This window comes from Nocardia sp. NPDC057663, assembly GCF_042799895.1.
GTDB lineage: Bacteria > Actinomycetota > Actinomycetes > Mycobacteriales > Mycobacteriaceae > Nocardia.
This window is the reverse complement of record NZ_JBHVHX010000013.1, coordinates 106,785-131,188: the sequence shown is the minus strand read 5'-3', so window position 1 is coordinate 131,188 and position 24,404 is coordinate 106,785. Positions and strand designations below refer to the sequence as shown.

Below are 24,404 nucleotides of genomic sequence, written 5' to 3'. Positions count from 1 at the left end.
CCGGTCATCCTGACGCACATCCCACCGACTAGGATCGAATGCCGTGACCTTGCGCCTTTTTGACACCGACACGCGGACCCTGCGGGAATTCACCCCGCTGGTCCCCGGCCGTGCCTCGGTGTATCTGTGTGGGGCCACCGTGCAGGGTCAGCCCCATATCGGGCACGTGCGCAGCGGCGTCGCCTTCGACGTGCTGCGCCGCTGGCTGCTCGCGCACGACTACGACGTGTGGTTCATTCGCAATGTCACCGATATCGACGACAAGATCCTGAACAAGGCGGCCGAGGCGGGCAGGCCGTGGTGGGAGTGGGCCGCCACGCACGAGCGCGCCTTCGACTCCGCCTACGAGATGCTCGGCGTGCTGCCGCCCTCGGCCGAGCCGCGCGCCACCGGCCACGTCACCCAGATGGTCGGGCTGATGGAGCGGTTGATCGAGCGTGGGCACGCCTACGCCGCCGACGGCGACGTCTACTTCGACGTGCTGAGCTGGCCCAGCTACGGCGAGCTGTCCGGCCACAAACTCGACGACGTGCACCAGGGCGAGACCCCGACCCGCGGCAAACGCGACCCCCGCGACTTCACGCTGTGGAAGGCGGCCAAGCCGGGCGAGCCGAGCTGGCCGTCGCCGTGGGGCCCCGGGCGCCCCGGCTGGCACCTGGAATGCTCCGCGATGGCCGAGTTCTATCTCGGCCCCGAATTCGATATCCACTGCGGTGGAATGGATTTGATTTTCCCGCACCACGAGAACGAGATCGCTCAGTCCAAGGCGGCAGGCGACGGATTCGCGCGTTACTGGCTGCACAACGGCTGGGTGACGATGGGCGGGGAGAAGATGTCGAAGTCGCTCGGCAATGTGCTGGCGGTGCCGAATGTGCTCAGCCGGGTCCGTCCGGTCGAATTGCGTTTCTACTTGGGCAGCGCGCATTACCGCTCGATGCTCGAATATTCCGACAAAGCGCTCGACGACGCGGTCGCCTCGTATCAGCGCATCGAAGCATTCGTCCATCGCGTGCTCGACCGGGTCGGCGAGGTCCCGATCGGTAAATGGACCGACGGATTCGCCGCCGCGCTCGACGACGATCTGGCGATTCCGAAGGCGCTCGCCGAAATCCACCATGTGGTGCACGAGGGCAATCGCGCGCTGGAGGCGGGTGCGGTCGATACCGCGGCCGAGCTGGCGGGCCAGGTGCGCGGGATGCTGGGCATCCTCGGCGTCGACCCGCTCGACGCGCACTGGTACACCCCCGCCGACAACTCGGCGGCGCTCGACGCGCTCGATGTGCTGGTCCGCTCCGAGCTGGATCGCCGGGCGAGCGCGCGAGCGGAGAAGAACTGGGCAGAAGCCGATGCCGCACGGGATCGGCTCGTCGCAGCGGGTATCGAGGTCACCGATACCCCGCAGGGGCCGGAATGGTCGCTGGGCGCATCAAGCGGAAAGGCGAACTGATGGCAGGCAATTCACAGCGACGCGGAGCGATCAGGAAGGGCGGCACCAAGAAGGGTGCCGTCGTCGGCTCCGGCGGCAAGCGCCGTCGCGGTCTGGAGGGCAGGGGCGCGACCCCGCCCGCCACGGAGCGCACCAAGCATCCCGCCGCCAAGCGCGCCGCGGCCGCCGCGAAAGCCAAAGCGGCGCAGTCGCGTCCGTCCGGCAAGTCCGGTGTGCCGCGGGTCGGCCGCAAGTCCGACGACGGTCCCGAGCTGGTGCTCGGCCGTAACCCGGTGCTCGAGTGCCTGCGCGCCGAGGTGCCCGCGACCGCGCTCTACGTGGCGGTCGGCACCGAGAACGACGACCGGCTCTCCGAGAGCGTGCAGCGCGCCGCCGACTTGGGCATCTCGATCCTGGAGGTGCCGCGCACCGATCTGGATCGGTTGAGCGCCAACGGTTTGCACCAGGGCGTCGCCCTGCAGGTGCCGCCGTACCGCTACGCGCACCCCGACGACCTGATGGACCGGGTGAAGACCTCCGGCGAGCCCGGCCTGCTCGTCGCCCTGGACAACATCTCCGATCCGCGTAACCTCGGCGCCGTCATCCGTTCGGTGGCCGCGTTCGGCGGTCAGGGCGTGGTGATTCCGCAGCGTCGCAGTGCCAGCGTCACCGCGGTGGCGTGGCGCACCAGCGCGGGCGCCGCGGCCCGGCTGCCCGTCGCCAGGGCGACCAACCTGACCCGCACGCTCAAGGACTGGGCCGCGCAGGGCTTCCAGATCGTCGGCCTCGACGCGGGTGGCGACACCCCCCTCGACGAATTCGACGGCAGCATGCCGACGGTCGTCGTCGTCGGCTCCGAGGGCAAGGGCCTGTCGCGCCTGGTCCGGGAGAACTGCGACTCGATCCTGAGCATCCCGATGGCCGGTCCGGTCGAGTCGCTCAACGCCTCGGTCGCCGCCGGTGTGGTCCTCGCCGACATCGCCCGACAGCGCCGTCTGGGCTGAGTCAGCGCGGTTTCCGGGCAAATCGGCTCTGTCGCCGTAGAATTCGGTGCGTGGCGATACCCAACCAGCCGATCGGTGAGACGGTCGAGCACCCGCAGGCGAACCTGATCCTCGTGCTCGGGCTGCTCAGCCCGTTCTGCTGCGGGATCTTCGGGCCGGTCGCGTGGGTGCTCGGCAAGCGGGCGCTCAACGAGATCGACGCGTCCTACGGCGCGCTGTCCGGGCGCTCCCAGGTGACGATCGGGTACATCGCGGGCATCCTCGGCACCATCCTCATGGTGCTGTTCGCGTTGCTGTACCTGGCGGGATCCTGCAACGGTAATTTCTGAGCGTCAGTCCAGGCTGGGACGTTCCTCGGAGGCGTCCCAGGCCGGCCACTCGGTACTGACGCGGCCCGTCCACTTCGGCGGACGTCGTTCCTTGAACGCGGCCATCGCCTCGCCACCGTCGATGCTTTTGGCGACGTGGGTGTTGAGCTCGGTTTCGAGCTGCCCGACGACGGCGGGCGTCATGCCGAGGCTCTCCCAGATCAGCCGCTTGGTCAGCGCGACGGGCAGCGGCGCGGGCCCGTTGGCGATGTCGTGGGCGACCGACAGCGCGGTCGGCAGCACCTCGCCCGCGGGCAGGCTGGCATTGGCCAGGCCCATCGACTTGGCCTCGTCGCCGTCGAAGGTGCGCCCGGTGAGCATGATGTCGGCGGCATTGGCCAGCCCGGCCAGCCGCGGCACCGTCCAGTGCGCGTAGCCGTCGGCGAGCACGCCCCGGCGCACCTGGCTGAGCCCGTATACGGCGTCGTCGGCGAAGTACCGCAGATCGCACTGCAGCGCCAGCGCCAGTCCGATCCCGACCGCGTGGCCGTTGACGGCGGCGATCACCGGCTTGCGGACCTGCCACGGCGGCGGGTCGAGGGTGGCGCTCACCTCGCCGGCGCGGGCGGACAGATCGGCGCCCGCGCAGAAGGCGGGCGCGGTGCCGGTGATGACGACGGCCCGGATCGCGTCCTCGATGTCGCAGCGGTGCAGCGCGGCGCTCAGCTCGGCCGCCATCGTCGGGGTGACGGCGTTCTGCTGCGCGGGACGGTTGAGCGTGAGCACGGCGACGCCGGCAGAGACATCGACGAGCAGTTCCGAACTCATGGGATCGAATGGTAGTGGATTCACTCGCGGAGCAAGTGCCGCCCGATGGCGTATTTGTGGACTTCGGTCGGACCGTCGTAGAGGCGGAACGCGCGCATGTCCCGGAACAGCATCTCCACGACCGTCTCGTCGCTGATCCCGATCCCGCCGAGCACCTGTACACAGCGATCGGTGACCTTGAACAGCTCCTCGGACACGTAGGACTTGGCCATCGACGACTCATGCCTGGCCTGCTGTCCCTGATCCATCAGCCAGCAGCTGTGCCAGATCGTCAGCCTGCACTGATGCAGCGCCACCTCGTTATCGGCGAGCATGAACGACACGCCCTCGTGTTCGCCGATCGGCTTGCCGAAGGCGGTGCGGGTGCGCGCGTAGTCGAGCGCGATGCTCTGGGCGCGTTCGGCCGCGCCGAGCCAGCGCATGCAGTGGGTGAGCCGGGCGGGCGCGAGCCGCAGCTGGGCGTAGCGCAGGGCCTGGCCGGTGCGGCCGAGCACCGCCGACGGCGGCAGCGTGAGGTTCTCGAACCGCACCACCGCGTGCCCGCCGACATAGTTGCGGTCCATCGTGTTCATGATCCGCTCGATGACGATGCCCTCGGTGTCGCCGTCGGTGAGGAACAGTGTCGGCCCGGCGGGCAGGTGCGGGTTCTCGGCCAGGCGCGCCATGATGATCCAGGTCTTGGCGCCGTCGGCGCCGGTGATCAGCCACTTGCGCCCGTTGACGACGAAGTTCTCCCCGTCGAACACCGCCTCGGTGCTCAGCTGACCGGGATCGGACCCCGCGCCGCCGGGTTCGGTCATCGCGAACACCGAGCGCTGCTCACCCCGGATCACCGGCATCAGATACCGGTCGACCTGGTCCGGGTCGGCGATCTTGCCGAGCAGGAACATATTGCCCTCGTCGGGTGCGGCGCAGTTCATCGCGACCGGGCCCAGCGTCGACCAGCCCGCGGCCTCGTAGACGAGCGCCTGCTCGACATGGGAGAGCCCGAGCCCGCCGTATTCGACCGGCGCCTGCACCGTGAGCAGCTTCTCCGCGCGCGCCAGCTCGACGAGTTCGGCCCGTAGTTCATCGGTCGGCCCGTGCGCGGTGAGGCGCGGATCGCGTTCGAACGGCACGATCTGCTCGGCGACGAAGGCGCGAACCCGATCCCGCAACGCGGCCAGATCATCCGGAACACTGAAGTCGATCATGCTGTGTATTTTGCGCGCCTGTGCGCGCGGGCCGCGGCCCTTTGGGCCTTCCTACGCTCAGTCGGCGCTGACGGCCTGGATCAGCGCACGCCGGCCAGCTGCCGGTTGCGGTGCCCGATCAGGCGGCACACCAGGTAGATGGTGAAGGAGATGGCGGTGACGAAGGTGGACACCGGCACACCAGGCGCCAGCGACAGCAGCAGTCCGCCCACCGCGGCCACCTCGGCGAAGATCACCGAGAGGACCGTCGCACGCAGCGGGCTCGCGGTGATCTGCGCGGCGGCCGCGGCCGGGGTGATGAGCAGCGCCAGCACCAGCAGCGCACCGACGATCTGCACGCCGAACGCGGCGGTGATGCCGAGCAGTACGGCGAACACCACCGACAGCGCCCGCACCGGCACGCCACGCGCGATCGCGACCTCGGGATCGGAGCTGGCGAACAGCAGCGGCCGGTAGACCACGGCCAGCACGGCGAGCACGGCCGCGGTGCAGGTGAGCAGCAGCGCCAGCCCGTCGTAGCCGACACTGGCGACCTGCCCGGTCAGCAGCGAGAATTTCGACCCGGCCCGGTCGGGCGCGAGCCACAGGAACAGCACCGACAGGCCGAGCCCGAACGAGAGCACCACCGCGATCACCGAATCACGCTCGCGCGCACGGGAACCCAGCCAGCCGAACAGCACGGCGGCGACCACCGAACCGGCGATCGCGCCGATCCCGACCCCGACGCCGGCCAGCAGCGCCGCCGACGCGCCGGTCAGCGAGAGCTCGCTGGTGCCGTGCACGGCGAACGACATCTGCCTGCTGACGATCAGCGGCCCGATGAGTCCGGCGAGCAGGCCGAGCAGCGCGCTCGCCAGCAGCGCCTGCTGCACGAAGTCGTAGGTGAGCAGGTCGGCGGTGGTGCCGATGTCGAACATCTGGTGCAGGACCTTGGTGAGCTTGTCCATCAGGCGGTACCGCCGAGAGCGTCCATGTCGTCGCCGGTTCCGACGACGACCAGCCGGTCGCGCACCCGCAGGACCTCGACCTCGGTGCCGTAGAGCTCCGAGAGCGTCGCCGAGGTCATCACCTCGTCGGGTGCGCCGATCCGGAATTCGCCGTCGACGAGGTACAGCACCCGGTCCACCAGCGGCAGGATCGGGTTGATCTCGTGGGTGACGAACAGGACCGCCGTGTCGTGCTCGCGGCGGCGCTTGTCGACGAGTTCGGCGACCAGCCGCTGATTGGCCAGGTCCAGGCTGAGCAGCGGCTCGTCGCACAGCAGCACCGACGGATCGCCGACGAGTGCCTGCGCGACCCGCAGCCGCTGCTGTTCACCACCGGAGAGCGTGTCGAGCGGGGCATGTGCGAAACGCTGCGCGCCGACCGCGGCGACGGCGGCTTCGACCTTGCGCGCCCGTTCGCCGCGCCCACGCCAGCCCAGCCCCCAGCGATGCCCGTCGACGCCGAGCCCGACCAGGTCGACCCCGCGCAACTGCACCCCGGCGTCGATGGTCTTCTGCTGCGGGACATAGCCGATGCCGGGATTGCCGATGTCGGCCTGCTTGCCCGCGATCTCCGCGGTGCCCGCTGTCAGGCCGAGCTTGCCGAGCAGCACCCGCAGCAGCGAGGTCTTGCCGGAACCGTTGGGACCGAGGACCGCGATGAATTCCCCCGGCGCCACGTCGAGATCGAGGTCGCGCCAGAGGGTGCGCGCGCCGAAGGACAGGGTGGCCCCGCGCAGGCGGATGGCCGCAGCGGCGGACGCCGCCGGTGCCGTGACGGTAAGCGCTGCTTCCTCGGTCGTCGACATGGCCGGCCTCAGCGCAATGCCGCGGCGAGCGCCTTGGCGTTCGCGGTCTGCCACTGGACGTAATCCATACCGGCAGGCAAGGTCTCGGTGACCTCGACGACCGCGATGCCCGCGGTCTGCGCGGTGGCGCGCAGGTCCTGGGTGATCTTGTCCTCGGTCTGGCTGTTGTAGATCAGCGCCTTGACCTGCTTGCCGGTGATCAGGTCGCGGGTGGCGGCGACGGCGGCCGGGGCCGGGTCGGTCTCCTGCTCGATCGCTTCCTGGAACTCGTGCGGGGTCTTGTCCTGCGCGGTCGCGGCCACCAGCAGGTAGTGCGCGAGCGGCTCGGACTGGGCGACCGGCGCGTTCGGATGCTGGGTGGCGATGGTGCCGGTGATGGTGCTGACGCCGATCAGCTGGTTCTTGAAGGTGGTCGCCCGCTCGGTATAGGCGGCGGCATTGGCGCTGTCGATCTCGCCGAGCTGGGCGGCGATCCGGTCGGCGACGGCGGCGACGGTGCTGATGTCGTACCAGACGTGCTCGTTCTCGTCGCTCTTGTCGGCCCGCTGCTCGAACGCCTCGACGGTCCGCTTGCCCTTACCGGAGATCGCCTTCTCGATGAACTCGTCATAGTGCCCGCCGTTGAACACGACCAGATCCGCGTCGCTGATCTTGGCGGTATCGGTCGCCGAGGTCTCGAACGAGTGCGGGTCGGCCGCGGGATCGCTGATGATCGAGGTGACCTGCACATCGGGCCCGGCAACCGCGGTCGCGATGGAGCCCCACACATTCGTGGACGCCACGATCGACAGGCCATCGGAGCCCTTCGAGCCGTCGCCGCAGGCGGTGAGCACGACCGCGGCCGCAACTCCCGCCGTGAGACCGGCACACACGCGGGCGAATCGACTGTTCACGCAGTACTCCTGGCCGTGCTCGATCAGGCAGCCTGTGCCCTAGATCATAATGGAAACCGTTACCGTTTTAGATTAGCAGTATGCCTGCTGATCAGCGAACTAGGCTGCGATCCGTCCGATTGATATACTGAATCGAGAGTTTGATATCAACTCGTGGAGGCTGTTCGATGGCTCGCACTGTGATCGACCTGGACGATGAGGCTCTGCAAGAGGCAGCTCACTATCTGGGAACCACGACTAAACGCGAGACCGTCAACGCGGCTCTGCGTGAGATCGTCGATCGGCGGCGGCGGGCGGCCGCGATCGCGCGCATGCGCGAGATGGTCGCGGCAGGGGAGATCGATTTCGATCGAGAAGGTCGTCGTCACGGCTCTATAGCGTGACCGAGCGCTACCTGGCGGACACCAGTGCCCTGGTTCGGTTCTTCAGTGGACAGATCGGGGCGGAGTGGGATCAAGCCGTCAGTTCCGGGTTGGTCGGGATCTGCGAACCCGTCCGGCAGGAGTATCTGTGCGCAGTTGGTGGTCGACCGGCCTACTACGAGGCAGCCGGCCTGCTCCATGAGATCTTTCCGTTCTACGCGATGCCGGACTCGTGCTGGACCGAGTCGGCCGCCCTGCAGGAGCGACTCGCGGAGGCCAGTCGGCACCAAAGCGCTGGGCCGGTCGATCTCCTCGTCGCCGTCACCGCGACCCATCACAAGCTCACTGTGCTCCACGCTGACGCCGACTACGACACCATCGCCACCCTGACCGGCCAACCGGCTCGGCGCATCGACAGATCCACGGGCTGATCGTAGTCCGCCTCGTCGGCGATGCTGTGCCGATCCACGCCTGCTGCTTTCGCGCGCTTGTCGGTAGACCATTGCGCCGCTGCGCAATTCGGCCCCAGTTGCGGTCCGATGCGAGGTCGTCCAGATAGATCCGCCCGCGATACCATCGGGGACTGTGAGCACCCCGGGGGGAGAGAACGGGGCCATGTCAGTGGTCCCCGCCAGTGTCCGTGACGTCGGCAACTACGTCTACGGGCTCGCTGACACCTTGCGTCAAGCACTCGACGCCGCCAGCAGTGAAGTCGAGTCCTGTGGTGGCGGGAGTTGGGCAGGCGCCGCAGCAAGCACGTTCGCGACCGGATGGTCCGAGACCAGAGAAGGCGGCCTGCTGATCATGACCGCTCTCACCACGATGGCCGAGAAGCTCGGCGTCACGGCCGAGACCTACACCCAGCGCGACGAGTCCAACTCGGAGCTGCTCCGAAACTTCAGCCTGAATCTCTAGGAGTCGCCGTGGCAGCCGAATTCAAGGATGCGCTGGCAGCGCTCCGTGGCGGAGCCGAGCAGATCCGCACGGTTGCAATGGCTCTCGCATCCGCGGTCCAGGCGCACCGCGACAATCTCGTCGATGCGAGGAACCATCTCGCCTCAGCTGCGGCAGGTGCCTTCCCCGATCATTCCGATGCTCAGGTATCGGCAACATCGGACAACATCTCGGTCACTGCGGACTTGAGCGCGGACGACATCGCCGAGGCCGAGGGTCTCCTCGACGCTGCGGCGCGCGGCACCGCATTGTTCACCGCCCTCGGGTCGGTCGGCGTCGGGAACCGTGGATTTGTCGACGCGAATGCGCTGAACAGTCTTGCGACGCTGAAAGCTCTGAACGAACTGCCGCTGCTTGTGGAGACGGGCAACCAGGATTCCAATACCGCCCTCATTGACGACCTGGAAAATATGGCCACCTGGAACACTCCGCCGCTGACATTGACTGCTGTCGACCTGAGTGCGTTGGATGCGTACGGCCCACAGATGAAGACCTGGGCAATGCTTGCGGTGCAGTACGGCAACGAGGCAGGAGTTGACCCCCGGCTGGTACTTGCGATGGCGCTGCAGGAGGGTGCACCCCTGCGGTCAGGACTCGGCAGTACTTTTTATGATGACCTGTCGGGCGGTCCGTCTACTTATCATCCGAGAGAAGGCGGCATCGGCTCAGGAACACTGTATGACGAGTTTCGAAAGGATACCACCGACATCAGGGAATGGTGGTTTGAGCGTCCAGAGGGCGTCGGAAACTCGATCGGTCTGACAAACATGAAGGAAATCCAGTTCGATCAAACAAAGGCAAAATACCCAGATCAGTTCCAAGGTCAGAATTGGTCGGATCTTGTCGGGAACAATGACCTGGCGATGAAAGCTACTGCGTACAACTTGAAATTGCTGACTGATGATTCGGCATCGCATGCGACTCCTGATGTCCGGGCGAGTCAGCCCTTGAATCAATTCCTCGGATCCAGCTACAACGCTCTCGGTGTGGTGGACCGGTCGCTATCGGTCGCTGCAGGCGGCGACACATTCACCCCCGGCGAGCGGGAGCATGGGGAAAGCACCGCGAAGCCTGGCGGAACTTTCGCGTTGGTGGATACCATCTTGCGTGGTACGGGGGCTTACCGATGATTACTGCGTTTGTCCTCTTGGTTGCCCCGTTGTGCTGGCTATTGGTGGCGCGCACGCCCCGAATCCGTCTCCGCATCGGCGTGATTCTGGCGTTGCTCGCAGTGGCGAAGCTCGCAGTCCTCGAGGAATGGCTTTTGCCTGACTTGCAGTTGACAACCTTTTCTCTACTTGTCGTGTTCGACGTGGTAGCCCTGATAGCTGGATTCATGGCCGATGCGAGGGCAGGAAGACGGCTGTCCCCCGCTGTCGTCATAAGCTTGATCCTGGGCTATGCCTACTGCTTCATTATCTTGGCGGGGACTTTCATGTTTGTCGTGGCTATGGCCGGGGAGCATGCAAGGATGCCGCCCAGCGATATTCTGCCGCCATTGCCACCGGGTCTCACGATAGTGGCTGACAATGACCAGGGCTGCCGCAGCGGGACCTCCTCGACGTATTGTAATCGTGAGTTCCAAATCGGGAGCACGGGCGGGGCATCTGCCCGTGAGGTAGCCGACATGATGGTCCGCCATCTCCAGGACGCGGGCAATTGGCAACTGTCCTATTCCGAGTATTCAAAATGGTGGACCGGTACTCGCCGCGAAGGCTGGGGATTCGACCGCAGCACCATGCACGTGTGGGTCGAGGTTCGGGACGGCAAAACTCGGGTTGCGTTCGGAGACGAAGCGGCCAACTGAGCGTCGAACTGCCGGTCGGTAGCGGGCCGGGCTCGGAGGAGCCCGGCCCGCTACGTCGGTGGCTACACCAGAACGTCCGCCGGCTGGCTCAACAGCTGTGCGCAGCGCAGCAGGCCCAGGTGGCTGTAGGCCTGGGGGTGGTTGCCCAGTGAGCGTTCGGCGACGGGGTCGTACTCCTCGCTCAGCAGGCCGGTCGGCCCCGCGGCCGCGACCAGCTGGGCGAACAGTGCCTCGGCGTCCGAGCGCCTGCCGATGAGCAGGTAGGCCTCGACCAGCCAGGCGGCACACAGGTGGAATCCGCCTTCGCCGCCGGGCAGGCCGTCGTCGTGGTGGTAGCGGTAGACCGTCGAGCCGCTGCGCAATTCGGCCTCGGTCGCGATGACCGTCGCGGCGAAACGCGGGTCGGCCGGATCGATCAGCCCGCTCAGCCCGATGTGCAGCGTCGCGGCGTCGAGATCGGTGCCGTCGTAGGCGGCGGTGTAGGACTGCACGTCGTCGTTCCAGCCCTTCGCCTTCACCTCCTCGGCGATGGTGTCGCGCAGCAGCGCCCACTCGGGGTCGGCCGGGCGGTCGAAGCGCTCGGCCAGGGTCAGCGCGCGATCGATCGTCAGCCAGCCCATCACCTTCGAGTACACGTGGTGGCGCGGGTTGCCGCGGATCTCCCAGATGCCGTGATCGGGTTCGGTCCAGCGCCGCTTCACCGCCGACACCATCGCGTGCACCAGCTCCCAATCGGGGTCGGGCAGCGCCCTGGCCGGCTCGATGATGCCCTGGCGTTCCCGCTCGTGCGCCATCGAGGTGATCAGGTCGACGATCGGCCCGAACACGTCGAGCTGCACCTGCATGTTCGCCGCGTTGCCCACGCGCACCGGCCGCGAACCGGCGTAGCCGGGCAGCAGGTCGATGACGGCTTCCGGCGGCAGTGTCTCGCCGTAGATCGTGTACAGCGGGTGCAGCCGCTCCGGGCCGGGCAGGGTGTCGAGGACCCGGTGCGTCCAGCCGAGGAATTCCTCGGCCTCGGTCAGCGAGCCCAGCGTCACCAGCGCCTGCGCGGTCAGCGACGCGTCACGCAGCCAGCAGTACCGGTAGTCCCAGTTGCGCACGCCGCCGATGTCCTCGGGCAGCGAGGTCGTCGCCGCGGCCAGGATGGAGCCGGACGGGCGGTGCACGAGCCCGCGCAGGGTCAGCGCGGAGCGCTTCATCAGATCCGGCTTGAGCGGCGGCAGCTGCAGCCCGGCCGCCCACTGCGACCAGTACTGCTCGGCCAGCTGACGGCGCTGGTGTTCCGGCGTCATCGACGGCGCGAGGTCGGCGGTGCCGCAGCGCAATTCGAGCACAACGGGCGCGCCGGACGGGTCGACCACCGCGCGGGCCTGCTCGTTGGTGCCGTCGGAGAGGATCTCCCACTGCACACCGGGCGAGCGCAGCACCATCGGATCGTTGGTGCCGCTGACCCGCAGCCCGCTCGGCACGGATTCGATGCGCACCGGCACCTGGCCGAATTCCGGCCGCGGCGCGAAGGTGACGACGGCCTTCGCGTCACCGGTGATCACACGGGTCAGATCGGTGCGGTCGGGGGCGACGTCGTGCGGCAGGTAGTCGGTCACTTGCAAACTGGCCCAGCGGGTTTGGACGGTCATCGTGCCGTCCACGTAGCGCTGCGACAGCGGCAGCCCGGCTCGCTCCGGCGCCACGGTGAAATGTCCGGCGTTGGCGCCACCGAGCAGGTGCGCGAACACCGCCGCCGAATCCGGCTCGGGATGGCAGAACCAGGTGACCGTCGCGTCCGGGGTGAGCAGCGCGACCGAGCGCGGGCTGGCCAGCATGGACAGCCGTTCGATCCGCGGCGCACTGGCACCCGCCAGCCAGGTCCGGCGTTCCTCCACCAGGAAGGCCAGCGCCCGTGCCACATCCTCGGTCGAACCGACCCGCAGCTTGGCCAGGCTCTCGCCTTCGCCGACCTTGATCCCGACATCGGGGCCGGACAGCACCCGGAAGGCCTTCTCGTCGGTGACGTCGTCGCCGAAGAACACCGCGGCCGACGCGCTCTCCTGGTGCCGGATGGTGTCGAGCGCGGTGCCCTTGTCGGTGGGGATCACCGCGAGCTCGATCACCGCCTTGCCTTCGGTCACCTGCACGCCCACCCAGCAGGCCGGGCCCTGGCGCACGGAATTCAGTGCGCGCCTGCCGATCTCGGGGCTGGCATTGCGCACGTGCAGCGCGGCGCTGGCCGGTTTCATCTCGACGGCCACGCCGGGGTTCTCGGCGGCGATCTGGGTGAACGCGGAGTTGATCTCCGTCAGCAGTTGCTTGGCGTCGTTGTCGATCGCGTGCACGAAGCCCACGTCGAACTCCGAGCCGTGGCTGCCGATCAGCTGCACCTCGACCGGCAGGCGCGACAGCGCGGCCAGATCACGTAGTGCCCGACCGGAAATCACCGCGGCGGTGGTGTTGGCCAACCCCGCCAGCGCGCGTAAGGCGCTGACCGATTCCCGTTGGGGAAACGCTTTGGCGGGGTCGGACACGATCGGGGCAATCGTCCCGTCGTAGTCCGAGGCAACCAAGAGCCGTGGCACGCGTGCAACCGACGCCAGTGCACGGCGGACATCCAAAGGCAGATCCTGTGCGCTCACGCATCCAACCTAGTGATGGGAGGAGTTGATCAGGGGGCGCGAAAAACAATACTGCGTCAATTTTGGCGCGCGGGCGGCGCGGCGGGTTGTGCGTTCGAGTGTCGGCCGGTGGCTCGCGACCGCGTCGCTAATTCCGGGCCTTTCGCCCATCGGGGCAGACCCCGTTCGCCGAGCTCATGGGGCCCGCGGGCCGGTCGGAGACGCCCGCGGGGCTGGTAGATGCATGGTTTCGCATATGCGACGTCGGCTATGCATCTTCCAAGGGGAAGACGCACAGCCGACGCGTGTCAACAGCTGTGGGGGATTTGTCGTCTATCCGCGATCGCCCAGCAACAGGTCGACGGTGAGCTCGAGTCGTTCCGTGACGTCGGTCGCCGACGCGCGCCGGGTGAGCCAGGCGACCAGGTTCGACAGCCACACATCGGAGATGACCCTGGCGATGGCGAGCTGGCGCTCGTCGGGCTCGCCATCGCTCATCGCGCGGGCGAAGACCCGGTCCATCACCTTGCCGACGCGATCGACCTCGGCCGCGGCGGAGGCGTCGGCGAACATGAACGCGCGCGTCATGGCCTCGGTGAGCAGCGGGTCGCGCTGCATCATCCGGGTGATCTGGGTCAGCAGGCCGTGCATGCGCTCGGACGGGCCGTCGCCGGGTAGTGGCCTGCGCTTGCCCTCGAACTGCTCGAATTCCCTGGCCAGCGCCGAGACGAGCAGGTGCACCTTGGACGGGAAGTAGCGGTACAGGGTGCCGACGGCGACGTCGGCCCGCTCGGCGACCGCGCGCATCTGGACGGCGTCGTAGCCGCCCTTGGAGGCCAGCGACAGGGTGGCGTCGAGGATCCGCTTGCGGCGCTCCCGCTGAGCGTTGGAGCTCAGTTCGTCCTCGGACAGTGTCGTCACGGTGGGCGTGGGGGCCGGACTGTCCATCGTGGAAACCCTTTCACTGCGTGCGCCTGAAATGTCGGACCAGTGTAGGTCTCTTGACTTACACCCGGCCCGGATATTAGAACATGTTCTAGGAGTGGGAGCCACGCCGGAAGGGCGGTTTTTCTTGTGACCATCGCCACCACTGACGAGCATAAAGCCGCCGCGGAGTCGCTGCGCGGCTGGGCGAGTTCGGTCGCGCCGATTGCAACAATGCGGGCCGGCGGTGCCGGAAGCTGGCACCAGTACTGGCCCGCGCTGACCGAGTTCGGCCTCTTCGAGGTCGCGCTCGACGAGGAGCACGGCGGACTGGGCGGCACCGTGGCCGACCTGGCCGTGCTGCTGGAACAGACCGCCGATGACCTGGTCGGCGGTCCGGTGCTGGCCACCGCCCTAGCCGGGTTGATCACCCAGGGCGCGGTGACCGGCGGTGCGCCGTGCGGTGTCGCCGTGCCGGGCGAGCAGCCGACCGCGACCGCGGTGGGTTCGGACACCGGCGGCTGGACCGTCACCGGAGCCTGGGAGTACGTCTACGGCGCCGACAAGGACACCCAGGTCCTGGTGCCTGCGAGCACACCGGAGGGCACGCGCTGGCTGCTGCTCTCGGCCGCGGCGGTGACGAGCACGCCGCTGCCGAACGCCGACCACACGGTGCCGCTGGCCCGGGTGGAAGCCGCCGGGGTCGCGGTCGAGGCATCGTCGAGCTTCGCGCCCGACGCCGATGTCACCGACCTGTTCGTCGCACTCGCGGTGGCCGAACTGGCGGGCATCGCGGGCTGGTGCCTGCGCACCGCGGTCGACTACGCCAAGGTCCGTGAGCAGTTCGGCAAGCCGATCGGCAGTTTCCAGGCGATCAAGCACATCTGCGCCTGGATGCTGTGCCGCACCGAGCTGATCCGCGCGGTCGCCGCCGACGCGGCCGCCGCCATCGACGAGGGTGGCGATGAACTGCCGATCGCCGCCGCCGTCGCCGCGGCCGCCGCGCTCGACGCCGCGGTCGACACCGCCAAGGACGCCATCCAGGTGCTCGGCGGCATCGGCTTCACCTGGGAACACGACGCGCACTTCTACCTGCGCCGGGCCAGTTCGCTGCGCCAGCTGCTCGGTGGTTCGGCCCGCTGGCGGGCCAGGGTCGCCGAGCTCACCAGGGCCGGGCAGCGCCGCACCACCGGCGCCGAGCGCGTGCTCGGTGACGCCGCGGGCGACTCCGCGCTGACCGCCGAGATCGCCGCCATCGCCGCGCTGGCGCCCGAGGAGCAGCAGCGCGCGCTGGTCGAGGGCGGCTTCGTCATGCCGCACTGGCCGAAACCGTATGGGCGCGAAGCCGATCCGATGACCTGCCTGCAGATCGCCGAACAGCTGCGCCGCGCCGACCTGGAGACCCCCGATCTGGCGGTCGCGGGCTGGGCGGTGCCGACGCTGCTGCGCTACGGAACGCCCGCGCAGATCGACCAGTTCGTCTGGCCGACCCTGCACGGCGAGGTGATCTGGTGCCAGCTGTTCAGCGAACCGGGCGCGGGCTCGGATCTCGCAGCCCTGCGCACCACGGCCGAGAAGGTCGACGGCGGCTGGGTGCTGCGTGGTCAGAAGGTGTGGACGTCCCTGGGGACGATCGCGAACTGGGGAATCTGTCTGGCCCGTACCGATTCCGCCGCGGCCAAGCACCGCGGGATCAGCTACTTCCTGGTCGACATGCGCGCCGCAGGCGTGCAGGTACGCCCGCTGGTCACGATCACCGGTGAAGAACGCTTCAGCGAGGTCTTCCTCGACGACGTCTTCGTGCCCGACGACTGCCTGGTCGGCGCGCTGAACAACGGCTGGAAGATCGCGCGCACCACCCTGTCCGCGGAGCGGGTCGCCATGGGCGGCGGCGGTATCGGCGGCGCGCTGGAGGCGCTGCTGGACAGTTTCCCGGTCGGCGGATGGGGAACTGAACTCCGTGAGGACCGCTTCGGCTCTCTGATCACCTCATCGATCGCAGGCTCATTGCTGGAGCAGCGGATCGCGGTGGCGACCATGGCCGGAGTCGACGCGGGCGCCCAAGCCAGCGTCCGCAAACTCGTCGGTGTCCGGCACCGGCAGGACCTGGCGGAGTACGCCCTGGAGCTTTCCGGCCGAGAAGGCTCCCTGGAAAACGAAGCCCTGAAAGAATTCTTGCTCACACGCTGTCTCTCCATCGCGGGCGGTACCGAGCAGATCCTGTTGACCGTGGCCGCCGAACGGATTCTCGGCCTGCCGCGCGATGCGGACAGTTAGCTCGATGAGGGAGGACGCCGTGGACTTCACCCGCGACGAAAGCGCCGACGCCGTAGCCGAGGTGGTCGTGAGCCTGCTCGAACGAGAGCAGGCGAGAGATATGGAATTGTGGCCGAGTCTGATCGACTCCGGCCTGCTCGCGGTCGCCGTGCCCGAGCAGTTCGGTGGCGACGGCATGGGCCTGCTGGAGGTGTCGGCTCTGCTCATGGAGCTGGCCACCGACGCGGTGGCGGTGCCCGCGTTGCCGACCTTCGGGTTCGGCGTGCTGCCGCTGCTGCCCTCGCTGTCCGAGGAGCTCGCCGGGCGCGTGGTCGCCGAGGTCGGCAAGGGCACCGTGCTCACCGCCGCGCTCAGCGAGCCGGGTGCGCCGTTCACCACCGCGCCGAGCACCAAGGCGGTCCGTGACGGTGACACCGTACGGATCACCGGCCGCAAGGTCGGCGTGATCTACGCCGAGCAGGCGCGCTGGATCCTGGTGCCCACCGACGCGGGTGTCGCACTGGTGGATTCGGTCGCGCCGGGGCTCGAGATCGTTCCGGTCGCCGGTTCGGCGGGCATCCCGGAGGGGACGCTGGTTCTCGACGAGGTCGAGATCCCGGCCGATCAGCTGCTGCCCGCCGATGTGCTGCCCCGGCTGCACCGGCACGCGCTGGCCACCATCGGCGCGGTCGCCGACGGCCTGCTCAAGGGCGCGCTCACGCTGACCGCCGAACACGTGCGCACGCGCGAGCAGTTCGGCAGGCCGCTGGCCGAATTCCAGGCGGTGGCCCAGCAGATCGCCGATCTGTACGTGGTCTCGCGGACGCTGCATGTGGCCGCGGAATCGGCGTGCTGGGCGCTGGCCCAGGACGACGCGTCGCCCGAGCATCAGCACCGGATCGACGAGGACCTCGAGGTGCTCGCCTACTGGGCGGCGGCCGAAGTTCCGCGCGCCATGCAGAAATGTCACCACTTGCACGGTGGACTTGGCGTGGATATCACCCACCCGATGCACCGCTACTACTCACAGGCCAAAGACCTCGCCCGTCTGCTCGGCGGCGCGGGCCTGCGCCTCGACCTTCTGGGAGCAAGATGTTCATCGATCTGACCGCCGAGCAGCGGCGGTTGCGCGAAGAATTGCGTTCCTATTTCGCCGATCTGGTCACGCCGGAGGAGGCGGCCGCGATGGCCGTCGACCGGCACGGCGACGCCTACCGCGAGGTGGTGCGCCGGATGGGCCGCGACGGCTGGCTCGGTGTCGGCTGGCCGAAGGAGTTCGGCGGCCAGGGCTTCGGCCCGATGGAACAGCAGATCTTCTTCAACGAGGCGGTGCGCGCCGATGTGCCGCTGCCGCTGGTGACGCTGCTGACCGTCGGCCCGACGCTGCAGAAGTACGGCACCGACGCGCAGAAGCAGAAGTTCCTGCCCGGAATCCTGTCCGGTGACATCCATTTCGCGATCGGCTACTCCGAACCCGAGGCGGGCACCGACCTCGCCGCGCTGCGCACCACCGCGGTGCGCGACGACAACGGCGACTGGATCGTCAACGGCCAGAAGATCTTCACAACCGGCGCGCACGAGGCCGACTACGTCTGGACGGCCTGCCGGACCGGCTCGGTGGAATCGCGGCACCGCGGTATCACGATCCTGATCGTCGACACCAAGGACCCGGGCTACTCCTGGACCCCGATCATCACCTGCGACGGCGCCCACCACACCAACGCCACCTACTTCGACGACGTGCGGGTGCCGGCGGAGATGCTGGTCGGCGAGGAGAACCGCGGCTGGCGCCTGATCACCACCCAGCTCAACCACGAGCGGGTCAGCCTGGGTCCATCGGGCAAGATCGAGCAGCTCTACGACCGCCTGCACGACTGGTCGGCGCAGCACCAGCTGCTCGGCGAGCCGGAGGTGCGGCGCGCGCTGGGCCGGGTGCGAACCATGGTGCGGCTCAACGAGTTGCTGAACTGGCAGGTCGCCGCCGCCGACCCGGCCGCGGCGCAGAACACCGTGATCGCCGACGCCTCGGCCACCAAGATCTTCTCCACCGAGTCGCTCCAGGAAGCGGGCCGGATAGTCGAGGAGATCATCGGCCGCTACGGCGATCCCGCCGAGCCCGGCACCGCCGAACTGCTCGGCTGGCTGGACCGGCGCACCAAGCAGAACCTCGTCGTCACCTTCGGCGGCGGCGTCAACGAGATCATGCGCGAACTGGTCGCCTCCGCCGGCCTGGAACTGCCGCGCGTCCCCCGATGAGCAAGGAGCAGGGCGTGCAGGAAGCACTGTCGAAACTGGCCGCGGCAGGCGAGTCCGCGCCGCGGGCCGGGCGCGACCCGGTGAACCAGCCGATGATCCACAACTGGGTCGAGGCGATCGGCGACACCAACCCGATCTACGTCGACGAGGCCGCCGCCAAGGCCGCCGGTCACCCCGGCATCGTCGCCCCGCCCGCCATGGCCCAGGTGTGGACGATGAACGGTCTGCACGGCGTGCGCACCGCCGACGACCCGCTCGGCCTGGCCACGCAGCTGCTCGACGACGCGGGCTTCACCTCCGTCGTCGGCACCAACTGTGAGCAGACCTACCACCGCTACCTGCGGCCGGGGGAGGAGGTGACCGTCTCCAGCCGGCTCTCGGAGTTCAAGGGCCCCAAGCGCACCGGGCTCGGCGACGGCTGGTTCCTCACCTTCACCACCACCTGGTCGGTCGGTGACGAGGTGGTCACCGAAATGCTGTTCCGCATCCTGAAGTTCGTGCCCGCCGCGAAGGAGGCGCCCGCGCCCGAGGCGTCCGACATCGCGGTCGCGCCCGCCGAGCGGGTCGGCCCGGTCATCTCCAGGGACACCGAATTCTTCTGGGCCGGTACCGAAATCGGTGAGCTGCGCATCCAGCGCCTGCCCGACGGTTCGCTGCGGCATCCACCGATCCCCGCCCTGTGGCAGGACAAGGCCGAGACCACCGATTACGTCGTCGCCGCGGGCACCGGCACGGTGTTCAGCTTCGTCGTGCACCACGCGCCGAAGGTGCCCGGCCGTGAGCTGCCGTTCGTCGTCGCCCTCGTCGAGCTCGACGAAGGGGTGCGCATGCTCGGTGAGCTGCGCGGCATCGATCCGGCCGAGGTCGCCGTGGGCGTGCCCGTCCGGGTCGCCTTCGAAAAGTTAGCCGACGGAACCGTTCTGCCCTACTGGGAGGCCGCGCAGTGACCGCCACGACCGAACCCACCGCCGTCGCGGTGGGCGACCCGCTACCCGAGCTGGTGATCCACGCCGATCCCACCTTCGTGATCAGCACGGCCCTGGCCACCAGGGACTTCCAGGACGTGCACCACGACCGCGACAAGGCGGTCGAGCGTGGCTCCAGCGACATCTTCGTCAATATCCTCACCGACACCGGCCTGGTGCAGCGGTTCGTCACCGACTGGGCGGGACCGCGCGCCCTGGTGAAGTCCATCGCCCTGTGCCTCGGTGTGCCGCTGTATGCCGGTGACACGCTGACCCTTTCGGGCACCGTCACCGACGTGTCCGGCGCGCTGGTCACCCTCGATGTGCGCGGTCGCGACAGTCTCGGCGAGCACATCACGGCCACCGCGGTGATCGCCCTTCCCTCTCTGGAGAACTCATGACCGGCCTGTCCGGGCAAGCCGCCATCGTCGGCATCGGCGCCACCGATTTCTCGAAGGACTCCGGCCGCAGCGAGTTGCGTCTGGCCGCGGAGGCCGTCAGCGCGGCGCTGGCCGACGCGGGCCTCACCCCCGCCGATGTCGACGGCCTGACCACCTTCACCATGGACACCAACACCCAGGCAGCCGTCGCCAGGGCTGTCGGCATCCCGAGCCTGAAGTTCTTCAGCCACATCGGTTACGGCGGCGGCGCGGCCTGCGCGACCGTGCAGCAGGCCGCCATGGCGGTGGCCACCGGCGTCGCTGATGTGGTGGTCGCCTACCGTGCGTTCAACGAGCGGTCCGGCGCCAGGTTCGGTCAGTTCTCGCCCGCGCTGGCAGCCGCGCCGACGTCCTCGGGCATCGATGCGGGCTGGGCCTACCCGCAGGGGCTCGGCACGCCCGCCGCGCAGGTCGCGATGGTCGCCCGGCGGTACATGCACGTCACCGGCGCGACCAGCGCCGATTTCGGCGCCGTCGCGGTGGCCGACCGCAAACACGCCGCGGTGAACCCGAACGCCTTCTTCTACGGCAAGCCGATCACCCTGGAACAGCACCAGGATTCACGCTGGATCGCCGAACCGCTGCACCTGCTGGACTGCTGCCAGGAAACCGACGGCGGCGTCGCCATCGTGGTCACCAGCGCCGAGCGCGCCCGCGACCTCCCGCAGCGTCCCGCGATCATCGCGGCCGCGGCCCAGGGCAGCGGCGCCGACCAGTACGTGATGACCAGCTACTACCGCGACGCCATGACCGGCCTGCCGGAAATGGGTCTCGTCGGTGACCAGCTGTGGGCGCAGAGCGGCCTGAGCGCCGCCGACATGCAGGCCGCGATCCTCTACGACCACTTCACCCCGTTCGTGCTCATGCAGCTCGAGGAGCTGGGTTTCTGCGGGCGCGGCGAAGCCAAGGACTTCATCGCCGACGGCGCCATCGAGATCGGCGGCAGGCTCCCGCTCAACACCCACGGCGGGCAGCTGGGCGAGGCCTACATCCACGGCATGAACGGCATCGCCGAGGCGGTCCGCCAGATCCGCGGCACCTCGGTCAACCAGGTCGACGAGCTCGAACGCATCCTCGTCACCGCGGGCACCGGCGTTCCGACCTCGGGCCTGGTACTCACCGGAGCCGCGTAGGGGACCAGGTATTCGTAGGCTCGGCAGGGTGACCCCACGCCATCTGGTCGATGTCCACATCATCCTGATCCGCGACGAGCGGATCCTGCTGAGCCTGCGTCGCAGCGGCGACAAGTACGACAACCGCTGGCACCTGCCCTCCGGCAAGCTCGAAGCCGGCGAGTCCGCCACGGTGGGCGCGGCGCGCGAAGCCGCGGAGGAGATCGGCGTCGAGCTCGAGCCGGCCGCCCTGCGGCTCGTCCACGTCGCCCATGTGACCGCCCCTGGGCGCGATTCACGGCTCGGTCTGTTCTTTCGCGCCGAGCGGTGGCGTGGCGAGCCTTTCAATAGGGAACCCGACAAATGCTATGCGCTGCAGTGGTTTCCACTGAATGATCTCCCCGCCGACCTGATCGAGTATTCGGCGCTCGGAATTGCCGCGCTCAATTCCTCGGCCCCCTATTCGGAATTGGGTTGGGAATAGTCATCACTCGCGTTCGCCAGAAACTGTGAGAGTGGACGGGCGAGCTGCTCGACGGTCGCCGGCTGATCCGCGCGCAGACCGGCGAAGCGGTCGAAGACCAGTCCCTCCAGCAGGGCGAGGAAGTCGCCCGCCGCGGCTGCGGGGTCGGCGGCGCCGAGCGCGGTGAACAGCTCGGTGGCGCGGTCCAAGGAGAACAAACTGCCTGCTAGGCGGGCGTGTAGACCGGCGTCGGCGAGGGTCTCGATGATCAGCGCATGCCGGGCGATGAGGTCGTTGCGGCGGTGGGTGAGCAGGTGTTCGAGCCAGCCCGCGACATCCCGTGCGACATCCGCCGCGCTCCCGGCTGGTTCCCCGCCCCCACGAGGCCTGCCGGACGCACGCCACGCTGGGGATTCAGACTGCCCACCTGGTTCGCGCGGCGCCGGAGCTTCGCCCTGTGCCGCGGCGAAGTCGGCGTGGGAACGCGCGGTGATGCCGTCGGCCACCGCCTCGATCAGGGCGTGCCTGGTGCGGAAGTAGTAGGACGTGGAGCCCGCGGGCAGGTCGAGCCGGGTATCGACCGCGCGGTGGGTGAGCGCGCGGATGCCGCGGGTCGCGATGAGATCGATTGCGCCCGCAACGATCTGGCTGCGCCGGTCTGTGGACATCGTCACCTTCTCTGGTCGGCTGTCGGCCTGTCCTCTACAACTGTAGAGGAATAGGAGGTTGCGATGAATTCCGGCACGGTGGTTCTCGACCCGGCCCAGGTGGCGGCGGCAGATGCGCTCGCCGCCCTGCTCGACCGGCACGCCCGCCCACGCAAGCGGCACCGGGGTCTCTACCTGCACGGCAGGCCCGGCCGCGGCAAGACGATGGTGATGGACCGGTTCTTCGCGAGCGTGGACTCCGACCGCAAGCGCCGCTTCCATTTCCACAGCTTCTTCGCCGCCCTGCACGCGGCGGCACACGAGCTCGGCTCGATCGAACGGGCCGTCGCCGCGCTGCTTGCCGACGCCGACCTGGTGTGCTTCGACGAATTCCACGTCAACGACATCGGTGACGCCATGCTCGTCGCCCGCCTGCTCGACACGCTGTTCGCCCAGCGCCGCACGCTGGTGGTCACCTCGAACTACCCGCCCCGCGACCTGCTGCCGAACCCGCTGTTCCACGACCGTTTCGTGCCGACGATCGAGCGCATCCTGGCCAACCTCGACGTCGTCACCCTCGACGGTCCACTCGACTACCGGACCCTGGGCACCCGCCGCGACAGCGGCTTTGTCTCGGGCGCCTACATCCTCGAGCCGGCCGGCATCGGCGCAGCGCAGCGGACCGACATCGAGGCCGGGGACAGGACCTGTGTCGACCTCACCGTGGGGAACGGTCGCACGGTGCGGGCACACACCGTCGACGGCGATGCGGTGACCTTCGATTTCGAGCAGTTGTGCGGCGCGCCGACGAGTGCGGCCGACTATCTCGCCCTGAGCAGGCGTTTCCACCGCTGGACCCTGCGCGCGGTCCCGCCGCTACGCGAGGTGCCGCCGGACTGGGCCATGCGGCTGGTGAATCTCATCGACGTGCTCTACGACGCCGACCTGCACTGCACGATCCGGGCTCGCGAACCGGTGACCGCGCTGACGGCGGGTGTTCCCGTGATCCCCGACCTGGCCCGGACGGCGAGCAGGCTCGGTGAGTTGCCACTGGTCGACGCCGCGATGGTTCGCACCGCGTAACAAGCCGGGAAATTCGGGGGGACAATAAAAGGGGAGGTTATCCAAAGTATCGATTTCCTCCCGAGCGAACCACTCGGCATGTAACTATGTGGCTGTTTTGTGCAGGCACTGGGGTTTGGTGGTACAGCTGTGATCGGGGTGAGTCAGCCCATTCCGCGGGCGATCGTCGTGATCGCACTGCTTGTCGCTGCGACGATCGCGTTGCAGGGCTATGTCCCCGGTGCCGGTCCCGCCGAATCGCCGACCAGCGCGCCGTCGCCGCTGATGGTGGCGGTGATGCCGGTGCTGCTGCTGGTGTCCATCGTCATCCTGGTCGCCGGAGTGATCGCCAGTCAGCATCGTCTTCCGCTGGCCATGCCGCAAGCCGAACGCGAGGCGATGCCCCGCTTCCAATGGCGCAGGCTGGTGCTGCTCGGCCCGATCATCCTGGCCGTGCTCGCGCTGGTCTTCGCGGGCGGTGTGACCGCGCTGTTCCTGCTGCCAGGAGCCCGGCCGATGCGCCCGGCCTCGGAGACCCTGCCCGAAGGCTCCGGCCCGGTCCCGACCCCGACCGACGCGCCCGCGCCCGACCCCGGCACCGGCCCCGCCGAACTGACCGGCACCGCGCTCGTGATCGCCGGCGTGCTGGCCCTCGTGCTGATCGCTGTCGCGCTGCTGGGACTCATCGTCGTCGCGCTGGCCTCGCGCCGTGAACCCGCGCCCACCGCCCCCGCTCTCCCCGACACCGCGCCGAGCGCGGTCGACTCGCTCACCAGGGCCGCCGAGATGGGCCTGGCCGCGATGAACGCGCCGGGCCAGGACCCGCGCACCGCGATCATCGCCTGCTACGTGGCCATGGAACGTGGCCTGTCCAGTGACAGCGCCGCCCGCCCGCAGGCTTCGGACACCCCGATGGAAGTCCTGGCCCGTGCGTTCGAAAGCGGTGTGCTGCACGATGCTTCGGCACGTGAGCTGGTCGCGCTGTTCGAGGAGGCGCGGTTCAGCCCGCACTCGATGCTCGAATGGCAGCGCATGCGCGCCGAGCAGCTGCTGCGCATCGTGCTGTCGGATCTGCAGAGAAGGCTGGTTGCGGCATGAAT

At 68.5% G+C, this 24,404-nt stretch carries 25 protein-coding genes; 17 read left to right on the top strand and 8 right to left on the bottom strand.

The features are described from left to right. The first annotated feature begins 43 nt into the window (after window positions 1-43). From cysS to ACFVAV_RS24575, 3 genes are read left to right on the top strand one after another with little or no spacing between them, the layout of a single operon-like run. Window positions 44-1,447: a cysteine--tRNA ligase gene (cysS, locus tag ACFVAV_RS24585; RefSeq protein ID WP_379037540.1), complete on the top strand. Its 1,404-nt coding sequence runs from the start codon at window positions 44-46 to the stop codon at window positions 1,445-1,447. Beyond that, on the top strand, window positions 1,447-2,430 hold the full coding sequence (rlmB, locus tag ACFVAV_RS24580; RefSeq protein ID WP_379037538.1) for a 23S rRNA (guanosine(2251)-2'-O)-methyltransferase RlmB: 984 nt from the start codon (window positions 1,447-1,449) through the stop codon (window positions 2,428-2,430). The genes cysS and rlmB overlap by 1 nt, the downstream gene beginning before the upstream one ends. A 50-nt stretch (window positions 2,431-2,480) precedes the next feature. After that, on the top strand, window positions 2,481-2,759 hold the full coding sequence (locus ACFVAV_RS24575) for a DUF4190 domain-containing protein (RefSeq protein ID WP_379037537.1): 279 nt from the start codon (window positions 2,481-2,483) through the stop codon (window positions 2,757-2,759). Window positions 2,760-2,762: 3 nt separating this feature from the next. Here ACFVAV_RS24575 and ACFVAV_RS24570 read toward each other — a convergent pair whose 3' ends face one another. The 5 genes from ACFVAV_RS24570 to ACFVAV_RS24550 all read right to left on the bottom strand — a co-directional run bounded on the left by ACFVAV_RS24570 (window position 2,763) and on the right by ACFVAV_RS24550 (window position 7,444). Continuing rightward, window positions 2,763-3,566 (bottom strand): enoyl-CoA hydratase/isomerase family protein, encoded by an 804-nt coding sequence (locus ACFVAV_RS24570; protein ID WP_379037536.1) that lies wholly within the window; start codon window positions 3,564-3,566, stop codon window positions 2,763-2,765. Window positions 3,567-3,586: 20 nt separating this feature from the next. Beyond that, window positions 3,587-4,759 (bottom strand): acyl-CoA dehydrogenase family protein, encoded by a 1,173-nt coding sequence (locus ACFVAV_RS24565; protein ID WP_379037535.1) that lies wholly within the window; start codon window positions 4,757-4,759, stop codon window positions 3,587-3,589. 80 nt (window positions 4,760-4,839) lie between these two features. Further along, complete coding sequence (locus tag ACFVAV_RS24560) at window positions 4,840-5,709, bottom strand: metal ABC transporter permease (protein ID WP_379037596.1); 870 nt, start codon at window positions 5,707-5,709, stop codon at window positions 4,840-4,842. Further along, the gene (locus ACFVAV_RS24555; RefSeq protein WP_379037533.1) at window positions 5,706-6,551 is read right to left on the bottom strand and encodes a metal ABC transporter ATP-binding protein; all 846 of its coding nucleotides are present in this window, start codon (window positions 6,549-6,551) and stop codon (window positions 5,706-5,708) included. The genes ACFVAV_RS24560 and ACFVAV_RS24555 overlap by 4 nt, the downstream gene beginning before the upstream one ends. Before the next feature lie 8 nt (window positions 6,552-6,559). After that, on the bottom strand, window positions 6,560-7,444 hold the full coding sequence (locus ACFVAV_RS24550) for a metal ABC transporter solute-binding protein, Zn/Mn family (RefSeq protein ID WP_379037532.1): 885 nt from the start codon (window positions 7,442-7,444) through the stop codon (window positions 6,560-6,562). Window positions 7,445-7,623: 179 nt separating this feature from the next. On the opposite strand from ACFVAV_RS24550, the gene ACFVAV_RS24545 reads away from it, so the two are divergent. From ACFVAV_RS24545 to ACFVAV_RS24525, 5 genes are all read left to right on the top strand, one after another. Beyond that, the gene (locus ACFVAV_RS24545; RefSeq protein ID WP_379037530.1) at window positions 7,624-7,827 is read left to right on the top strand and encodes a type II toxin-antitoxin system VapB family antitoxin; all 204 of its coding nucleotides are present in this window, start codon (window positions 7,624-7,626) and stop codon (window positions 7,825-7,827) included. Next, a complete protein-coding gene (locus ACFVAV_RS24540) occupies window positions 7,824-8,237 on the top strand; it encodes a PIN domain nuclease (RefSeq protein ID WP_379037528.1) in 414 nt (137 codons plus the stop codon). The genes ACFVAV_RS24545 and ACFVAV_RS24540 overlap by 4 nt, the downstream gene beginning before the upstream one ends. A 184-nt stretch (window positions 8,238-8,421) precedes the next feature. Continuing rightward, window positions 8,422-8,721 (top strand): WXG100 family type VII secretion target, encoded by a 300-nt coding sequence (locus tag ACFVAV_RS24535; RefSeq protein WP_379037527.1) that lies wholly within the window; start codon window positions 8,422-8,424, stop codon window positions 8,719-8,721. 8 nt (window positions 8,722-8,729) lie between these two features. Further along, the gene (locus ACFVAV_RS24530) at window positions 8,730-9,890 is read left to right on the top strand and encodes a hypothetical protein (RefSeq protein ID WP_379037526.1); all 1,161 of its coding nucleotides are present in this window, start codon (window positions 8,730-8,732) and stop codon (window positions 9,888-9,890) included. Next, window positions 9,887-10,567, top strand: coding sequence for a hypothetical protein (locus ACFVAV_RS24525; protein ID WP_379037525.1), 681 nt, complete (start codon window positions 9,887-9,889; stop codon window positions 10,565-10,567). The genes ACFVAV_RS24530 and ACFVAV_RS24525 overlap by 4 nt, the downstream gene beginning before the upstream one ends. Window positions 10,568-10,629: 62 nt before the next feature. Here the strand turns inward: ACFVAV_RS24525 and otsB are convergent, their stop codons facing one another. Together otsB and kstR are read right to left on the bottom strand one after the other, a co-directional pair. Continuing rightward, complete coding sequence (otsB, locus tag ACFVAV_RS24520; RefSeq protein WP_379037524.1) at window positions 10,630-13,200, bottom strand: trehalose-phosphatase; 2,571 nt, start codon at window positions 13,198-13,200, stop codon at window positions 10,630-10,632. A gap of 312 nt (window positions 13,201-13,512) precedes the next feature. After that, entirely contained in the window at window positions 13,513-14,127 is a 615-nt protein-coding gene (kstR, locus tag ACFVAV_RS24515) for a cholesterol catabolism transcriptional regulator KstR (RefSeq protein WP_218720591.1), read from the bottom strand. 126 nt (window positions 14,128-14,253) lie between these two features. Between kstR and ACFVAV_RS24510 the strand changes: the two genes are divergently transcribed. From ACFVAV_RS24510 to ACFVAV_RS24480, 7 genes are read left to right on the top strand one after another with little or no spacing between them, the layout of a single operon-like run. After that, on the top strand, window positions 14,254-16,380 hold the full coding sequence (locus ACFVAV_RS24510) for an acyl-CoA dehydrogenase family protein (RefSeq protein ID WP_379037522.1): 2,127 nt from the start codon (window positions 14,254-14,256) through the stop codon (window positions 16,378-16,380). 4 nt (window positions 16,381-16,384) lie between these two features. Next, window positions 16,385-17,467 (top strand): acyl-CoA dehydrogenase family protein, encoded by a 1,083-nt coding sequence (locus ACFVAV_RS24505; RefSeq protein ID WP_379037521.1) that lies wholly within the window; start codon window positions 16,385-16,387, stop codon window positions 17,465-17,467. Continuing rightward, window positions 17,452-18,615, top strand: coding sequence for an acyl-CoA dehydrogenase family protein (locus ACFVAV_RS24500; RefSeq protein WP_379037520.1), 1,164 nt, complete (start codon window positions 17,452-17,454; stop codon window positions 18,613-18,615). Before ACFVAV_RS24505 ends, ACFVAV_RS24500 begins: the two co-directional genes overlap by 16 nt. Beyond that, the gene (locus ACFVAV_RS24495) at window positions 18,612-19,562 is read left to right on the top strand and encodes a bifunctional MaoC family dehydratase N-terminal/OB-fold nucleic acid binding domain-containing protein (protein ID WP_379037519.1); all 951 of its coding nucleotides are present in this window, start codon (window positions 18,612-18,614) and stop codon (window positions 19,560-19,562) included. The genes ACFVAV_RS24500 and ACFVAV_RS24495 overlap by 4 nt, the downstream gene beginning before the upstream one ends. Continuing rightward, window positions 19,559-19,981, top strand: coding sequence for a MaoC family dehydratase (locus ACFVAV_RS24490; protein WP_379037518.1), 423 nt, complete (start codon window positions 19,559-19,561; stop codon window positions 19,979-19,981). Before ACFVAV_RS24495 ends, ACFVAV_RS24490 begins: the two co-directional genes overlap by 4 nt. Continuing rightward, on the top strand, window positions 19,978-21,153 hold the full coding sequence (locus ACFVAV_RS24485; protein WP_379037517.1) for a lipid-transfer protein: 1,176 nt from the start codon (window positions 19,978-19,980) through the stop codon (window positions 21,151-21,153). The genes ACFVAV_RS24490 and ACFVAV_RS24485 overlap by 4 nt, the downstream gene beginning before the upstream one ends. Before the next feature lie 28 nt (window positions 21,154-21,181). Further along, window positions 21,182-21,616, top strand: a complete 435-nt coding sequence (locus tag ACFVAV_RS24480; RefSeq protein ID WP_379037514.1) for an NUDIX domain-containing protein — start codon at window positions 21,182-21,184, stop codon at window positions 21,614-21,616. Here the strand turns inward: ACFVAV_RS24480 and ACFVAV_RS24475 are convergent. After that, on the bottom strand, window positions 21,592-22,263 hold the full coding sequence (locus ACFVAV_RS24475; RefSeq protein ID WP_379037513.1) for a TetR/AcrR family transcriptional regulator: 672 nt from the start codon (window positions 22,261-22,263) through the stop codon (window positions 21,592-21,594). The genes ACFVAV_RS24480 and ACFVAV_RS24475 overlap by 25 nt on opposite strands. Window positions 22,264-22,326: 63 nt before the next feature. On the opposite strand from ACFVAV_RS24475, the gene zapE reads away from it, so the two are divergent. Both zapE and ACFVAV_RS24465 read left to right on the top strand, forming a co-directional pair. Next, window positions 22,327-23,325, top strand: coding sequence for a cell division protein ZapE (gene zapE, locus ACFVAV_RS24470; protein ID WP_379037511.1), 999 nt, complete (start codon window positions 22,327-22,329; stop codon window positions 23,323-23,325). 138 nt (window positions 23,326-23,463) lie between these two features. Next, entirely contained in the window at window positions 23,464-24,402 is a 939-nt protein-coding gene (locus ACFVAV_RS24465; RefSeq protein WP_379037510.1) for a DUF4129 domain-containing protein, read from the top strand. Window positions 24,403-24,404: the final 2 nt, after the last annotated feature.

Excerpts from the sequence above, each read along its gene's own strand:
- ACFVAV_RS24570 (WP_379037536.1), bottom strand. The coding sequence starts at position 3,566 with ATGAGTTCGGAACTGCTCGTCGATGTCTCTGCCGGCGTCGCCGTGCTC.
- ACFVAV_RS24485 (WP_379037517.1), top strand. The coding sequence starts at position 19,978 with ATGACCGGCCTGTCCGGGCAAGCCGCCATCGTCGGCATCGGCGCCACC.
- ACFVAV_RS24535 (WP_379037527.1), top strand. The coding sequence starts at position 8,422 with ATGTCAGTGGTCCCCGCCAGTGTCCGTGACGTCGGCAACTACGTCTAC.
- kstR (WP_218720591.1), bottom strand. The coding sequence starts at position 14,127 with ATGGACAGTCCGGCCCCCACGCCCACCGTGACGACACTGTCCGAGGAC.
- rlmB (WP_379037538.1), top strand. The coding sequence starts at position 1,447 with ATGGCAGGCAATTCACAGCGACGCGGAGCGATCAGGAAGGGCGGCACC.
- zapE (WP_379037511.1), top strand. The coding sequence starts at position 22,327 with ATGAATTCCGGCACGGTGGTTCTCGACCCGGCCCAGGTGGCGGCGGCA.
- ACFVAV_RS24565 (WP_379037535.1), bottom strand. The coding sequence starts at position 4,759 with ATGATCGACTTCAGTGTTCCGGATGATCTGGCCGCGTTGCGGGATCGG.
- ACFVAV_RS24500 (WP_379037520.1), top strand. The coding sequence starts at position 17,452 with ATGTTCATCGATCTGACCGCCGAGCAGCGGCGGTTGCGCGAAGAATTG.
- ACFVAV_RS24495 (WP_379037519.1), top strand. The coding sequence starts at position 18,612 with ATGAGCAAGGAGCAGGGCGTGCAGGAAGCACTGTCGAAACTGGCCGCG.
- ACFVAV_RS24555 (WP_379037533.1), bottom strand. The coding sequence starts at position 6,551 with ATGTCGACGACCGAGGAAGCAGCGCTTACCGTCACGGCACCGGCGGCG.
- ACFVAV_RS24525 (WP_379037525.1), top strand. The coding sequence starts at position 9,887 with ATGATTACTGCGTTTGTCCTCTTGGTTGCCCCGTTGTGCTGGCTATTG.
- ACFVAV_RS24505 (WP_379037521.1), top strand. The coding sequence starts at position 16,385 with ATGAGGGAGGACGCCGTGGACTTCACCCGCGACGAAAGCGCCGACGCC.
- ACFVAV_RS24475 (WP_379037513.1), bottom strand. The coding sequence starts at position 22,263 with ATGTCCACAGACCGGCGCAGCCAGATCGTTGCGGGCGCAATCGATCTC.